This window comes from Salmonella sp. SAL4457, assembly GCF_046548235.1.
In the GTDB taxonomy this organism is placed as follows: domain Bacteria; phylum Pseudomonadota; class Gammaproteobacteria; order Enterobacterales; family Enterobacteriaceae; genus Salmonella; species Salmonella enterica.
In genome coordinates this window covers 595,408-609,612 of sequence record NZ_JBGDZO010000002.1, presented here as the reverse complement: position 1 = coordinate 609,612, position 14,205 = coordinate 595,408, and the positions used below count along the sequence as shown (strand labels likewise).

The following is a 14,205-nucleotide window of genomic DNA, read 5'->3' as shown; positions in this document are numbered from 1 at the left end:
GGAGAGTCGCTAATGAATACCAATAACGCTTTAATGCAGCGCCGTCATAACGCTGTTCCTCGCGGCGTGGGGCAGATTCACCCGATTTTCGCCGAGCGGGCGGAAAATTGTCGGGTGTGGGATGTCGAAGGCCGTGAGTATCTCGATTTCGCGGGCGGCATTGCCGTCCTGAACACCGGTCATTTACATCCGGGCATTGTTTCAGCGGTCGAAGCGCAGTTGAAGAAATTGTCGCATACCTGTTTTCAGGTGCTGGCCTATGAACCGTACCTGGCGTTGTGCGAACGCATGAACCAGAAGGTACCGGGCGATTTCGCCAAAAAAACGTTGCTGGTCACGACCGGTTCAGAAGCGGTTGAAAACGCGGTGAAAATCGCCCGCGCGGCGACAAAACGCAGCGGCGCTATCGCGTTTAGCGGCGCTTACCACGGTCGTACCCACTACACGCTCTCTCTGACCGGGAAAGTACACCCGTACTCTGCTGGTATGGGCTTGATGCCAGGCCATGTCTACCGCGCGCTTTATCCTTGCCCGCTACACAACATCAGCGACGACGACGCGATCGCCAGCATTGAACGCATCTTTAAAAATGATGCCGCGCCGGAAGATATCGCCGCCATTATTATTGAGCCGGTACAGGGCGAAGGCGGATTTTACGCCGCCTCTCCCGCGTTCATGCAGCGACTGCGCGCGCTATGCGACCAACACGGCATTATGTTAATTGCCGACGAAGTGCAAAGCGGCGCGGGCCGGACCGGTACGCTGTTCGCCATGGAACAGATGGGCGTTGCGGCAGATATAACCACGTTTGCGAAATCGATCGCCGGCGGCTTTCCGCTGGCAGGCGTTACCGGCCGGGCAGACGTGATGGACGCTATCGCGCCGGGCGGTCTGGGCGGCACCTATGCCGGAAACCCGATTGCCTGCGCCGCCGCGCTGGCGGTACTGGACATTTTCGAGCAGGAAAATCTACTGCAAAAGGCAAATACGCTTGGCAACACGCTGCGCGATGGCCTGATGGAGATAGCGGAAACGCACCGTGAGATTGGCGACGTGCGCGGACTGGGCGCCATGATCGCCATTGAGTTGTTCGAAAATGGCGACCCCGGCAAACCGAACGCGACTCTGACCGCCGACATTGTGGCCCACGCCCGCGAGAAAGGGTTAATTCTGCTCTCCTGCGGTCCTTACTACAACATCTTGCGCATCCTCGTTCCACTCACTATTGAGGCCTCGCAGATTCGGCAAGGCCTGGAGATTATCGCCCAGTGCTTTGATGAGGCGAAACAAGCGTAATGTCCAATAAGCAGCGTCGGGTGGCGACGTAACTGTCTTATCCGGCCTACAAAAACCGTTTCGATTGTAGGCCGAATAAGCCAGGCGCCATCCGGTAAACGAGCGCAATAACAATAAAGAGGTTTTAGGATGGGGCAATTGTCAGAATCACATGCATTAGGGGGCGGGCTGAAATCACGCCACGTCACCATGTTATCGATCGCCGGCGTCATCGGCGCCAGCCTGTTTGTCGGTTCCAGCGTGGCGATTGCGGAGGCCGGCCCTGCGGTACTGCTGGCCTATCTGTTTGCAGGACTTTTAGTCGTCATGATTATGCGAATGCTGGCTGAAATGGCCGTCGCCACACCGGATACCGGTTCTTTTTCCACCTATGCGGATAAAGCGATCGGCCCCTGGGCCGGGTATACCATCGGCTGGTTATACTGGTGGTTTTGGGTGCTGGTTATTCCGCTGGAGGCCAATATTGCCGCCATTATTCTGAATTCATGGATACCGGGTATTCCGGTATGGCTATTTTCATTAGTGATTACGCTTGCCTTAACCGGAAGCAATTTATTGAGCGTCAAAAATTACGGCGAGTTCGAATTCTGGCTGGCGCTATGTAAAGTAATTGCCATTCTGGCGTTTATCGCGCTGGGCGCGACGGCGATTAGCGGTTTTTATCCGTATGCTGAGGTAAGCGGTATCTCCCGGCTATGGGATCACGGTGGTTTTATGCCTAACGGCTTCGGCGCGGTGTTAAGCGCCATGTTGATCACCATGTTCTCTTTTATGGGCGCGGAAATCGTCACTATTGCTGCCGCGGAATCCGATACGCCGGATAAACATATCGTACGCGCCACCAATTCTGTTATCTGGCGAATTTCCATCTTTTACCTGTGTTCCATTTTTGTGGTGGTGGCGCTGATCCCGTGGAATATGCCGGGTCTGAAAAGCGTAGGTTCGTACCGTTCGGTACTGGAGCTGCTTCATATTCCGCACGCAAAATTCATTATGGACTGCGTGATTTTATTGTCGGTGACCAGTTGTCTGAACTCCGCATTATATACCGCCTCCCGGATGCTCTATTCCCTTAGCCGCCGCGGCGATGCGCCTGCGATAATGGGAAAAACTAACCGTAGCAAAACGCCCTGGGTGGCGGTTCTCCTCTCTACCGGCGCGGCCTTTTTAACCGTTATCGTCAATTATTACGCCCCGGCAAAAGTGTTTAAATTTCTTATCGACAGTTCCGGCGCCATCGCGCTGCTGGTCTATCTGGTGATTGCGATTTCGCAATTGCGGATGCGTAAAATTCTGCTGGCACAGGGCGGAGAAATTAAGTTGAAAATGTGGCTTTATCCGTGGCTCACCTGGCTGGTTATCGGCTTTATCTGCTTTGTCCTGGTGGTGATGCTGTTTCGACCGGCACAGCAACTAGAAGTCATTTCGACCGGGCTGTTAGGGCTGGGCATAATAGGTACTGTCCCCATTATGTCTCGCTGGAAAAAACTGATAAGGTGGCAAAAAGCCCCCCTGCAAAACCTACGTTAGTTATTCCCGGCGTCAGCCGGGAAGCTTCTCAGGAGTAAAAGATGACCGCCCTTTCCCAACCGACGGCCATAGATGGCTATCGCTGGCTTAAAAATGACATTATTCGCGGCACTTATCAGCCGGATGAGAAACTGCGGATGAGTTTATTAACCGCCCGCTATGCGCTTGGCGTAGGGCCGCTGCGCGAGGCGCTGTCACAACTGGTGGCGGAACGGCTGGTCACCGTGGTGAATCAAAAAGGCTATCGCGTGGCGTCCATGTCAGAGGCGGAACTCCTCGATATTTTTGACGCGCGCGCCAATATGGAAGCGATGCTGGTACGCCTGGCGATTGAACGCGGCGATGATGCGTGGGAGGCGGAGATCCTGGCGCGAGCGCATATGCTCAGCAAACTGGAAGCCAGCGATGCCAGTGAACATATGCTCGATGAATGGGATCAGCGCCACCAGGCGTTCCATTCCGCCATTGTCGCCGGGTGCGGCTCCCACTATCTGCTACAGATGCGCGAACGCTTATTTGACCTGGCGGCCCGCTACCGCTTTATTTGGTTACGTGAAACCGTTCTGTCCGTCGAGATGCTGGAAGATAAACATATCCAGCATCACACGCTAACCGAAGCGATACTGGCGCGCGAGGCGGCACGCGCCAGCGAATTAATGCGTCAGCATTTGCTGACGCCGATTCCCATTATTCGCCAGGCGATGGCAGGGAAAATGTAGCCTGGCGCGACCTGATAGCCATTATTCTTCAGGAATACGCAACACTTGTCCCGGATATATTTTTTCCGGGCTTTTCAGCATCGGTTTATTTGCCTCGAAAATTTTATTATACAGATTGGCGTTACCATACACTTGCTTTGAAATAGCGCTCAGGGTGTCGCCTGATTTTACGGTATAAAACTGACTTTCAGCCGCCGGCGTCGTGGTTTTAACCTGATCGTCAACGCTGCTAATCCCGGCGATATTCCCCACGGCAACCAGAATTTTTTCTTTTGCCTCCTGACTCAGCCCATCACCCGTCACTGTCGCTTTTCCATCAGCTATTTGCACATTCACTTTGTCAGCGTCGGGTATTCCCGTTTTATTTAAATGTTCCTGGACTTTTTTCGCCTGATCGTCCTTATCATGATTAGCGGTTACCGCGTCCCAGAGTTTTTCACCTGCATCTTTTACAAAATTGAAAAGTCCCATATTCACCTCGCTTGTCAAAAATACACACAAAGAAAAGTGTAGCAGAGGGAATGAGGTTATCCTGATAAGCGGCGCTTATGCGCCGCCGGTGGCCGGTAATTAATGACGCATCTGAACCCAAAATGCGTGGATAAGCCCCGGAATATATCCGAGTAATGTCAGCAGGATATTAAGGATAAATGCCCAACCGAACCCTTTTCCTAAAAGTACGCCGAGCGGAGGCAAAATAATCGTAAATACAATTCTCCAGAAACCCATATACACTCCATACAAGCAAAATTAGTCATTGTTTAAAAAGAGATTTTATCTCTAAGCATAGTCAGTTTACCTGAGCCTGCCAGTCGCGCGCCGCGCTTTTACCCTCCTTTACGCTTTTTACGCTGGCATCAGGTTGATGTTTATTTTAGAATTAACTAAATTTAGAAAATACTTAAATAACTATGACAGAGCTTGAACAACTTCAGGCCAGCGCAGAACAGGCGGCGGCCCTGCTCAAAGCGATGAGCCACCCAAAAAGATTACTGATTTTATGTATGCTTTGCGGTTCGCCAAAAACCAGCGCAGGCGAACTGGCGCGCATTACCGGGCTAAGCCCCTCCGCGACGTCGCAGCATCTGGCGCGGATGCGGGAAGAAGGGCTGATTGATAGTCAACGCGATGCCCAGCGCATTCACTATTTCATTAAAAATGAGGCGGTTAATACGCTTATCGCCACGTTAAAGAATCTCTATTGTCCATAAGGAGGCACGATGTCCATTGGGATAGTTTCCCCCCGTGAGGCGCAAGCGCTGATAGCGCAAGGCGCGAAACTGATTGATGTACGCGACGCCGACGAATATCTGCGCGAGCATATTCCACATGCGCAACTGGCGCCGCTTTCCCGGCTTGAACAGGGCGATTTGCCCGCCAATCTGCGAGCGGAACAGATTATTTTTCACTGTCAGTCAGGTAAACGAACCAGCAGCAATGCAGCAAAACTACAGGCCATTGCCGCCCCAGCTCAGGTCAGTCTACTGGAAGGCGGTATCGACGGATGGAAAGCGGCAGGATTGCCCGTCACAGAAGACAAATCGCAACCGTTGCCACTGATGCGTCAGGTGCAAATCGCCGCCGGCGGGTTGACGTTGCTTGGGGTGATTCTGGGCTATACGGTCCACGGCGGCTTTTTCCTCATTAGCGGTTTTGTCGGGGCCGGGTTAATGCTGGCAGGCATGACCGGCTTCTGCGGAATGGCGCGACTACTGGAAAAAATGCCCTGGAATACCCGTACTCATTAAGCGGTACCTTCACCGCGCGTCGGTAGGTGTGTAGTAGACTGAAGGCGGGTTTATACCATTGTTCAACAGGAGAGCGTGATGTTCACACCAGGCGATATCGTACAGCCCCGAATGGGTGGGCCGAAACTGAAAGTGATTGAAGTCAACGAGGATCATATTGTCGCGGTACAGGTCGGTAATGAGCCGGGCGAAAAATTGATCCTCAAAGCGGCAGATGTCACCCCCTATTGCGAAGAGGGCGATTTTGGCGTGTGCTGATTTATCAGAATGAGCATGGCGCAACGTTCCCGGAGTCCCGATTAATAGAGACAGGAAACGAAGCGCCATCTGTTAAAAGCTATCCGTGATTAGATTAAGAAATCATCCAGAGATTTCCCCGCCGCCAGCGCCTGGGCAATCGGTTTAGGCGTACGACCTTGTCCGGTCCAGGTTTTTTCTTCGCCATTGAAATCAGTAAAACGATATTTTGCCGGACGCGGCTGGCGCTTTTTAGCAGAACGCGGCATTGCTGAATCCATGGCAAATAACTCTTCCGGGTTAATACCGTCTGCTTTCATCAGCTCCAGAAAGGCATTAATTTTCTCCTGCTTCTCGGCAAGCTGGCGTTGCTGCAATTCTTCTTCTTCGCGTCTTTCTTTAGTGACAACCCTGAATTTTTCGAGCATTTCTTCAAGAACGTCAATGGAGAATTCGCGAGCCATAGCGCGCAGCGTGCGGATATTATTTAAGTTCTGTAACATCAAATTCATATCAATAAAAACCTTTTAACGCAGAAAACAAAAAACTATTACAGGCGGTATTGTATGCGATTGTTGATTATATTTCCAGATCCTAAAGTTCATACAGATATACACAGCATAACTCGATTAATTATATTAATCTGTTAACCAGAAGGTTATATTCATTACCCCCTGCGTGTTTCAGGTTATTCTGCCTACGGTATATCTGTAGGTTTCCCGTTCGGCTGTTTATAGCGTATTGCGTATCTCAGTAACCACGGTGACCCTCACGGTGGCTGACCTTATACAGAAGTGAATATTTCATCACAATAAGAGATTAACTATTCAAAAATCATCATAAGAGCTTTATGCTAAAAATCACCCTGCAATAGCTATAATTATGCTGAGAAAAGTAGAGCGCGTGCCGTTAGCCGAGAATACATCGCATCTGACAACATTTGGAATGTGGCTGAAAATCGCCAGAAAAACAATGCATTATAATGCATTGATTTAAAATTAATTAATGACTAACAACAACGAAAATCTCGCCGCGAGCAAAAAACACACAATCCCAGAGTATTTTATCGACAAAAAGCCTATAAATAAAAATATTACACTAGTTGATAGTTATTATATAGGGATATACTCTATGCAAAGACAAAAGTGCTTTATGATTTCACTACCAACCATCGCCTCATTCTGATCGATACGCTACAAGGAGCATTAACATGTTCTCTCCACAGTCACGCTTGCGTCATGCCGTAGCAGACACGTTTGCGATGGTTGTTTACTGTTCTGTTGTGAACATGTTGATCGAGATATTCCTCTCCGGAATGAGCTTTGAGCAGTCGCTTTCTTCCAGGCTGGTGGCGATACCTGTCAACATTTTGATTGCATGGCCATACGGCGTTTACCGCGATCTGATTATGCGCGTCGCGCGTAAGGCAAGCCCGGCGGGATGGGCCAAAAACCTGGCGGATGTATTGGCTTATGTCACCTTTCAGTCACCCGTTTATATTATCATCTTGCTGACCGTCGGTGCCGGCTGGCATCAGATAGTGGCCGCCGTGAGTTCAAACATTGTTGTTTCAATGTTAATGGGCGCGGTTTATGGCTACTTCCTGGATTATTGTCGCCGCCTGTTTAAAGTGAGCAGCTATCATCAGGCTAAGGCGTAAGTTAACGTCGCGACTGGCATTGCCAGTCGCGCTTTTAGTCGCTTTTTTCGTCGCCAAAAAGCCCGTTCAGATAACGTTCTAACGCTATTCGGGAGCTAAAGCCGTGGGGAATACCGTAATGTTCGTGGGTCTCGCCACCTAAATAGAGCGGAAAGTTTTGGTAGTGATCGCAGGTTTTAATATCCGAAGCCGGGTCAGCCAGTGATGAGCTACGGTCTTTTAATCTGGGGTGAATGATCAGCGCGGTACGCCCCATACGCGCCTCGCGGTTAACATAAACATAATTCTCGCCGCGTCGATAACCATACGTCTTATTCGTCACCACATCGACGGTAAACCCTGCCTTTTCCAGTACCCGCGCCACCTCGTCAGGTCGTAAATACATATTTTATCCTCATTCTCTTTTACTGCGGGCTTACCTTACCCGATAGCGCGTTATCAACGCTTTCAGAAAAGTCCAGAAACGCATGATATCGCCGTAACAAGCCTCAGCAGGTAAAAATATGAACTACACTGAAAGCTACATCGAAATCAATGGAGGATCATATGCTTAACAAACCGAACCGAAACGACGTCGATGATGGTGTTCAGGATATTCAGAATGATGTCAATCGATTAGCCGACAGTCTGGAAGATGTCCTTAAATCCTGGGGAAGCGATGCGAAAGACGAAGCCGAGGCTGCACGACGCAAAGCACAGGCGTTGCTGAAAGAGACCCGGGCGCGGATGCAGGGTCGTACTCGCGTAAAACAAGCCGCCTGTGATGCGATGGGGTGCGCGGATACGTTTGTGCGTGAAAAACCCTGGTGTAGCGTAGGAGCCGCCGCAGCGGTAGGAATTTTTATCGGGGCGCTGCTTAGCCTGCGTCGCTAACGACGTGCGCAGCCGGATGGCGACATACTTTATTGGGCCTGCATCATTGCCGCAGGCCCAGGTCGCGCCATTCGGCGAAACGGTTACTGTATCGCCTGTCGAAGCTGCCATGCGACCTGTTTCGCCATGCCAGCGGAAGTAATATTGGTAAACGACAGTAAAATGCCCCCCTTTCCTGACGAAACCACTCGCCAACGGCTTAGCGCCTGTACCGCCAGTCCGGCCTGATTCGCTTTTGCTACCTGCGCTTTCTCATCACCTTCAACCTCAATAACCAACTGAATACCGCCTTTCTGTAATGTCACGACAAATCCCTGTTCTGCCAGCGCCTCTTCAATCCATAACCGTCGCTGAGCATAATGTTGACGCATCTTTTTCAGATGCCGCCAGAAATGGCCATCACGGATAAAATCAGCCAGCGTGTGCTGCCATAACAACGGTACGCTACAGGGCATCAGCGACACCTGCTGGCGGAAATGCTCAATCTGCTTTATCGGCACCACCAGCCAGGCGGTACGTAATGCCGGAAAGAGCGACTTACTGAACGTTCCGGCGTAAATCACTCGCTGCGGGGCATCCAGACTCTTGAGCGGCGGAAGCGGTTTACCGTGATAACGAAATTCGCTGTCGTAATCATCTTCAATAATCCAGGCCTGCACATTCGCCGCCCATGCCAGAAGTTGCCGTCGGCGAGTTAACGACAGCGCCACCCCCAACGGACTTTGATGGGCGGGCGTCACCAATGCAAAGCGCCCCTGCGGGCAATCCCGCATCCCCGCCGCGACATTCAGCCCATCGGCATCGACCGGAATCGGCGCCAGCGTAATCCCCTCCTGCGTTATCACCGGGCGAATTAACGGAAAGCCGGGATCTTCCACCCACATGCTGTCTCCCGGCACAGACAATGTACGCAGGATTAGCCGCATAGAATCCGCATAACCGGAGGTAATAAATACCTGTTCCGGCAGACATTCAATGCTACGCGAAACCCGCAGGTAATCGACTATCGCCTGGCGCAAAATCGCCTCGCCGCAGACGTCGCCTAATGCCAGATCGAAGCGTGTCTGCGTGCGCAACCGACGCCCCATTACTCGCGCCCACTTCTCGCGTGGAAAGAGATCCAGCGCCGGTAACCCCATCTGAAAGGGTTTCGGTTCCGGACTTTCTCCGGCAAAAACAGCGGGTATCGGCGGCGCCGTCTCAAACCGTAGAGCGTTGCTCACAAACGTGCCTGCCTGGCCACGTCGCTCCAGCCAGCCCTGCGCCACCAGCTCGCCATAGGCATTTTCCACCGTGGCGCGAGAAACGCCCAGTTCCTGCGCCCACGTCCGACTGGACGGCAAACGCGTTCCGGGCGCGAGTTCTCCTTGCTCAATGGCCGTTTTTAACTGACGAGCGATGTGCTGATAGCGCGGCATATGGTCTGCTTTTTCTGTAAAAATATGGCTCTCTTTTACAGACCATTATAGTGCTACAGTGCTCGTCATCAACACGAGGAGAAACATGATGACGACGTTACGCCAACCCTATTATGAACTGAGCCCGGAGGTTTATAGCGCTCTGGTGCAGGCGAAAAACGCGCTGGAAAAGAGCACGCTTGACCTCACTCTGATGGAGCTGATTTACCTGCGTGTTTCGCAAATAAATGGCTGTGCATTTTGCCTAGAGATGCACAGTAAAGCGCTGCGTAAGGCTGGCGTAAATCAAGCTAAATTAGATGCGCTGGCAGGATGGCGGGTAAGCCACCATTTCAGCGAGCAAGAGTGCGCGGCGTTAGCCTGGACGGAATCGGTGACGCACATTGCTGAAACCCACGCCGAAGATAATGTTTACCTGCCGCTGCTCGATCATTTCAGCGCGCGTGAAATCAGCGATCTGACCTTCGCCATCGGTTTAATGAACTGCTTTAACCGTCTGGCGATCGGTATGCGAATGTGACGCATTGTTGCCGGATGGCGCAGATGTCAGCCAACTCTGTTATGCGTCAACCTGTAGGCCGGATCGGGCGTTCACGCCGCCATCCGGCAAAAATTAGCCATGCCGCCCCTACCCCGCTGCGTTCATCAGCGGCGTTAAAATCAATCGAAAATTCCCATATCTTGTATGGTTGAATCTTAATTCAACTACATCTAGTATTCCCTGTATCAACACACGACAATCCGACGCGTTTCATCGCGCCGTTTTCTCATTTTAAATGGAAATACGAATCATGAGCATTACTATTTACACTCGCAATAACTGTGTTCAGTGCCACGCCACAAAGCGGGCGATGGAAAGCCGTGGATTTGAATTTGAGATGGTGAACGTCGATCTGGTGCCGGATGCAGCGGATACGCTCCGGGCGCAAGGGTTTCGTCAATTACCGGTGGTGATGGCGGGCGATTTGAGCTGGTCTGGCTTCCGTCCGGACATGATTAACCGTCTGCACCCGACACCCCACGCGGCAAACGCATGAGCGCGCTCGTCTACTTCTCCAGCAGCTCTGAAAATACGCACCGTTTTATGCAGCGTCTGGGGCTGCCCGCCACGCGTATTCCGCTCAATGAACGGGAGCGAATTCAGGTAGACGAACCGTACATTCTGGTTGTGCCGTCATACGGCGGCGGCGGGATGGCCGGTGCGGTGCCGCGACAGGTGATCCGCTTTTTAAATGATGAACACAACCGGGCGCGCATTCGCGGCGTCATCGCCTCCGGTAACCGCAATTTCGGCGATGCCTGGGGATGCGCTGGCGATGTGATAGCACAAAAATGCGGTGTCCCCTGGCTGTACCGCTTTGAGCTCATGGGCACACAACGCGACATCGATAACGTCCGAAAAGGAGTAAATGAATTTTGGCAACAACTATCCCGGAGCGCGTAATGCAGGAAACCATGGATTACCACGCCCTGAACGCGATGCTGAATCTTTACGATAAAGCAGGCCATATTCAGTTCGACAAGGACCAGCAGGCGATCGACGCCTTCTTTGCCGCCCACGTCCGCCCGCATTCCGTGACGTTTGCCAGCCAGCATGAACGTCTGGAGACGCTGGTTCAGGAAGGGTATTACGATGACACCGTCCTCGCGCGTTACGACCGCGCCTTCGTCCTCCGCCTGTTCGAGCACGCCCACGCCAGCGGCTTTCGCTTCCAGACGTTTCTTGGCGCCTGGAAGTTCTATACCAGTTACACGCTGAAAACCTTCGACGGCAAACGTTATCTGGAACACTTTGAAGATCGGGTGACAATGGTGGCGTTGACGCTGGCGCAGGGTGACGAAACGCTGGCCACCCAACTGACCGATGAAATGCTTTCTGGTCGCTTTCAGCCCGCTACCCCGACTTTTTTAAATTGCGGTAAACAGCAGCGTGGGGAACTGGTCTCCTGCTTCCTGCTCCGTATCGAAGACAATATGGAGTCGATCGGGCGAGCGGTGAATTCGGCGCTGCAACTCTCCAAACGCGGCGGCGGCGTCGCGTTTTTACTCTCCAATCTGCGCGAGGCGGGCGCGCCGATCAAACGCATTGAGAATCAGTCTTCCGGCGTGATCCCGGTGATGAAAATGCTGGAAGACGCGTTTTCGTATGCCAACCAGCTTGGCGCGCGCCAGGGGGCCGGCGCGGTTTATCTCCATGCGCACCATCCGGATATTCTGCGTTTTCTGGATACCAAACGGGAAAACGCTGACGAAAAAATCCGGATCAAAACGCTCTCTCTCGGCGTGGTGATCCCGGACATCACCTTCCGGCTGGCGAAAGAAAACGCGCAAATGGCGCTCTTTTCGCCCTATGACGTACAACGACGCTACGGCAAACCGTTTGGCGATATCGCCATTAGCGAACGGTACGATGAATTAATTGCCGATCCGCACGTGCGTAAAACCTATATTAACGCCCGTGACTTTTTTCAAACACTGGCGGAGATTCAGTTCGAATCCGGGTATCCCTACATCATGTTTGAAGATACGGTAAACCGCGCGAATCCCATTGCTGGTCGCATTAATATGAGCAACCTGTGCTCAGAAATTTTACAGGTCAATAGCGCTTCCCGTTACGACGATAACCTTGACTATACCCACATCGGGCATGACATCTCCTGCAATCTCGGCTCGCTGAATATCGCTCACGTCATGGATTCACCGGACATTGGCCGTACCGTAGAAACCGCTATTCGCGGCCTGACGGCGGTGTCGGACATGAGCCATATACGCAGCGTGCCCTCAATAGCCGCCGGTAATGCCGCCTCTCATGCCATCGGTCTGGGCCAGATGAATCTGCATGGCTATCTGGCGAGAGAAGGCATTGCCTACGGTTCGCCGGAGGCGTTGGATTTCACCAATCTCTATTTTTACACCATTACCTGGCATGCCGTGCATACTTCAATGCGGCTGGCCCGCGAACGCGGCAAAACCTTCGCCGGATTTGCGCAGTCGCGCTATGCCAGCGGCGACTATTTTACGCAGTATTTACAGGACGACTGGCAACCGAAAACGGCGAAAGTCAGAACGCTATTTGCCCGCAGCGGCATTACGCTGCCCACACGAGAAATGTGGCTAAAGCTGCGCGACGATGTGATGCGCTATGGCATCTATAACCAAAATTTGCAGGCGGTGCCGCCGACCGGTTCGATTTCTTACCTTAATCATGCGACCTCCAGCATTCATCCGATTGTGGCCAAAATTGAGATTCGCAAAGAGGGCAAAACCGGGCGTGTGTATTACCCCGCGCCGTTTATGACCAATGAAAATCTGGACATGTATCAGGATGCTTACGATATCGGTCCGGAAAAAATTATTGATACCTATGCCGAGGCCACGCGCCACGTCGATCAAGGACTGTCGCTCACCCTGTTTTTCCCCGATACCGCCACGACCCGCGATATCAACAAAGCGCAGATCTATGCCTGGCGAAAAGGTATTAAGTCACTGTATTACATCCGGCTTCGCCAGTTGGCGCTGGAAGGTACTGAAATTGAAGGCTGCGTATCCTGCGCGCTATAAGGAAAGCCATATGAAATTATCTCGTATTAGCGCCATCAACTGGAACAAGATCCAGGACGACAAAGATCTGGAGGTATGGAACCGGCTGACCAGTAACTTCTGGCTGCCGGAAAAAGTGCCATTATCGAATGATATTCCGGCCTGGCAGACGCTGAGCGCCGCCGAACAGCAGCTCACCATTCGCGTGTTTACGGGACTTACGCTGCTCGACACTATCCAGAACATCGCAGGCGCGCCGTCGTTAATGGCAGATGCCATCACGCCGCATGAAGAGGCAGTATTGTCGAACATCAGCTTTATGGAAGCGGTACACGCCCGCTCTTACAGTTCTATTTTTTCCACGCTGTGCCAGACGAAAGAGGTTGATGCCGCCTACGCCTGGAGCGAAGAAAACCCGCCGCTTCAGCGTAAGGCACAGATTATTTTGGCTCATTACGTCAGCGATGAACCGCTAAAGAAAAAGATTGCCAGCGTCTTTTTAGAGTCTTTTCTGTTCTATTCCGGCTTCTGGCTGCCGATGTATTTCTCCAGCCGCGGTAAGCTCACGAACACTGCCGACCTGATTCGTTTAATCATTCGCGATGAAGCGGTTCACGGTTATTATATTGGCTATAAGTATCAGATAGCGCTACAAAAACTATCGGCAATCGAGCGTGAAGAGTTAAAGCTTTTCGCGCTGGATTTGTTGATGGAACTGTACGACAACGAAATCTGCTACACAGAAGCGTTATATGCGGAAACCGGCTGGGTTAACGACGTCAAAGCCTTCTTGTGCTACAACGCCAATAAAGCCTTAATGAACCTGGGTTATGAGGCGTTATTTCCGCCGGAGATGGCAGACGTGAATCCCGCAATCCTTGCCGCGCTCTCGCCGAATGCCGACGAAAACCATGATTTCTTTTCCGGCTCAGGTTCATCTTATGTGATGGGGAAAACAGTCGAAACCGAAGACGAAGACTGGAATTTTTAACCTTACGGGCATGGGAAATAACGTTACATTTCCCATGCCTTTATTTCAAGCAATAGGGAGTCAAATCGCGCAAATATTACAACATGTCCTACACTCAATACGAGTGACATTATTCACCTGGATTCCCCCAATTCAGGTGGATTTTTGCTGGTTGTTCCAAAAAATATCTCTTCCTCCCCATTCGCGTTCAGCC

At 51.8% G+C, this 14,205-nt stretch carries 18 protein-coding genes; 13 read left to right on the top strand and 5 right to left on the bottom strand.

The window, feature by feature from the left end; all coding sequences use genetic code 11:
• The first annotated feature begins 12 nt into the window (after window positions 1–12).
• From gabT to csiR, 3 genes are all read left to right on the top strand, one after another.
• Window positions 13–1,296 carry a 4-aminobutyrate--2-oxoglutarate transaminase gene (gene gabT, locus ACLJNW_RS10580; RefSeq protein ID WP_023204260.1) on the top strand — a complete coding sequence of 428 codons (1,284 nt, stop codon included), beginning with the start codon at window positions 13–15 and terminating at the stop codon, window positions 1,294–1,296.
• 129 nt (window positions 1,297–1,425) lie between these two features.
• The gene (gabP, locus tag ACLJNW_RS10575; protein WP_000531282.1) at window positions 1,426–2,826 is read left to right on the top strand and encodes a GABA permease; all 1,401 of its coding nucleotides are present in this window, start codon (window positions 1,426–1,428) and stop codon (window positions 2,824–2,826) included.
• Between the two features lie 41 nt (window positions 2,827–2,867).
• The gene (gene csiR, locus ACLJNW_RS10570; protein WP_000126152.1) at window positions 2,868–3,545 is read left to right on the top strand and encodes a DNA-binding transcriptional regulator CsiR; all 678 of its coding nucleotides are present in this window, start codon (window positions 2,868–2,870) and stop codon (window positions 3,543–3,545) included.
• 21 nt (window positions 3,546–3,566) lie between these two features.
• On the opposite strand, the gene lysM is transcribed toward csiR, so the two are convergent.
• Both lysM and ACLJNW_RS10560 read right to left on the bottom strand, forming a co-directional pair.
• On the bottom strand, window positions 3,567–4,016 hold the full coding sequence (gene lysM, locus ACLJNW_RS10565; RefSeq protein WP_000522406.1) for a peptidoglycan-binding protein LysM: 450 nt from the start codon (window positions 4,014–4,016) through the stop codon (window positions 3,567–3,569).
• 99 nt (window positions 4,017–4,115) lie between these two features.
• Complete coding sequence (locus ACLJNW_RS10560; protein WP_000508175.1) at window positions 4,116–4,274, bottom strand: YqaE/Pmp3 family membrane protein; 159 nt, start codon at window positions 4,272–4,274, stop codon at window positions 4,116–4,118.
• A gap of 182 nt (window positions 4,275–4,456) precedes the next feature.
• On the opposite strand from ACLJNW_RS10560, the gene ACLJNW_RS10555 reads away from it, so the two are divergent.
• The 3 genes from ACLJNW_RS10555 (at window position 4,457) to ACLJNW_RS10545 (ending at window position 5,551) form a co-directional block, all read left to right on the top strand.
• Window positions 4,457–4,756, top strand: a complete 300-nt coding sequence (locus ACLJNW_RS10555) for an ArsR/SmtB family transcription factor (protein WP_000137433.1) — start codon at window positions 4,457–4,459, stop codon at window positions 4,754–4,756.
• A 9-nt stretch (window positions 4,757–4,765) separates the two neighbouring features.
• A complete protein-coding gene (locus ACLJNW_RS10550) occupies window positions 4,766–5,293 on the top strand; it encodes a rhodanese family protein (protein WP_000022011.1) in 528 nt (175 codons plus the stop codon).
• Between the two features lie 78 nt (window positions 5,294–5,371).
• Entirely contained in the window at window positions 5,372–5,551 is a 180-nt protein-coding gene (locus ACLJNW_RS10545; RefSeq protein ID WP_000494942.1) for a hypothetical protein, read from the top strand.
• 89 nt (window positions 5,552–5,640) lie between these two features.
• Here ACLJNW_RS10545 and stpA read toward each other — a convergent pair whose 3' ends face one another.
• Window positions 5,641–6,042 carry a DNA-binding protein StpA gene (gene stpA / locus ACLJNW_RS10540; protein WP_001051100.1) on the bottom strand — a complete coding sequence of 134 codons (402 nt, stop codon included), beginning with the start codon at window positions 6,040–6,042 and terminating at the stop codon, window positions 5,641–5,643.
• A 698-nt stretch (window positions 6,043–6,740) separates the two neighbouring features.
• On the opposite strand from stpA, the gene alaE reads away from it, so the two are divergent.
• Entirely contained in the window at window positions 6,741–7,190 is a 450-nt protein-coding gene (gene alaE, locus ACLJNW_RS10535; RefSeq protein WP_000492669.1) for an L-alanine exporter AlaE, read from the top strand.
• A 34-nt stretch (window positions 7,191–7,224) separates the two neighbouring features.
• Here alaE and ACLJNW_RS10530 read toward each other — a convergent pair whose 3' ends face one another.
• The gene (locus ACLJNW_RS10530; RefSeq protein WP_000281304.1) at window positions 7,225–7,575 is read right to left on the bottom strand and encodes a DUF2002 family protein; all 351 of its coding nucleotides are present in this window, start codon (window positions 7,573–7,575) and stop codon (window positions 7,225–7,227) included.
• 161 nt (window positions 7,576–7,736) lie between these two features.
• On the opposite strand from ACLJNW_RS10530, the gene ACLJNW_RS10525 reads away from it, so the two are divergent.
• Window positions 7,737–8,063 carry a DUF883 domain-containing protein gene (locus tag ACLJNW_RS10525; RefSeq protein ID WP_023204259.1) on the top strand — a complete coding sequence of 109 codons (327 nt, stop codon included), beginning with the start codon at window positions 7,737–7,739 and terminating at the stop codon, window positions 8,061–8,063.
• 83 nt (window positions 8,064–8,146) lie between these two features.
• Here ACLJNW_RS10525 and ACLJNW_RS10520 read toward each other — a convergent pair whose 3' ends face one another.
• Entirely contained in the window at window positions 8,147–9,481 is a 1,335-nt protein-coding gene (locus ACLJNW_RS10520; protein WP_023204258.1) for a PLP-dependent aminotransferase family protein, read from the bottom strand.
• Between the two features lie 88 nt (window positions 9,482–9,569).
• On the opposite strand from ACLJNW_RS10520, the gene ACLJNW_RS10515 reads away from it, so the two are divergent.
• The 5 genes from ACLJNW_RS10515 (at window position 9,570) to nrdF (ending at window position 14,012) form a co-directional block, all read left to right on the top strand.
• On the top strand, window positions 9,570–10,001 hold the full coding sequence (locus ACLJNW_RS10515) for a carboxymuconolactone decarboxylase family protein (RefSeq protein WP_023204257.1): 432 nt from the start codon (window positions 9,570–9,572) through the stop codon (window positions 9,999–10,001).
• A gap of 271 nt (window positions 10,002–10,272) precedes the next feature.
• The gene (gene nrdH / locus ACLJNW_RS10510; protein ID WP_000028870.1) at window positions 10,273–10,518 is read left to right on the top strand and encodes a glutaredoxin-like protein NrdH; all 246 of its coding nucleotides are present in this window, start codon (window positions 10,273–10,275) and stop codon (window positions 10,516–10,518) included.
• On the top strand, window positions 10,515–10,925 hold the full coding sequence (nrdI, locus tag ACLJNW_RS10505; RefSeq protein WP_001275402.1) for a class Ib ribonucleoside-diphosphate reductase assembly flavoprotein NrdI: 411 nt from the start codon (window positions 10,515–10,517) through the stop codon (window positions 10,923–10,925). Before nrdH ends, nrdI begins: the two co-directional genes overlap by 4 nt.
• The gene (gene nrdE, locus ACLJNW_RS10500; protein WP_371063501.1) at window positions 10,925–13,042 is read left to right on the top strand and encodes a class 1b ribonucleoside-diphosphate reductase subunit alpha; all 2,118 of its coding nucleotides are present in this window, start codon (window positions 10,925–10,927) and stop codon (window positions 13,040–13,042) included. Before nrdI ends, nrdE begins: the two co-directional genes overlap by 1 nt.
• Before the next feature lie 10 nt (window positions 13,043–13,052).
• Window positions 13,053–14,012, top strand: coding sequence for a class 1b ribonucleoside-diphosphate reductase subunit beta (gene nrdF / locus ACLJNW_RS10495; RefSeq protein WP_000777901.1), 960 nt, complete (start codon window positions 13,053–13,055; stop codon window positions 14,010–14,012).
• Window positions 14,013–14,205 lie beyond the last annotated feature (193 nt).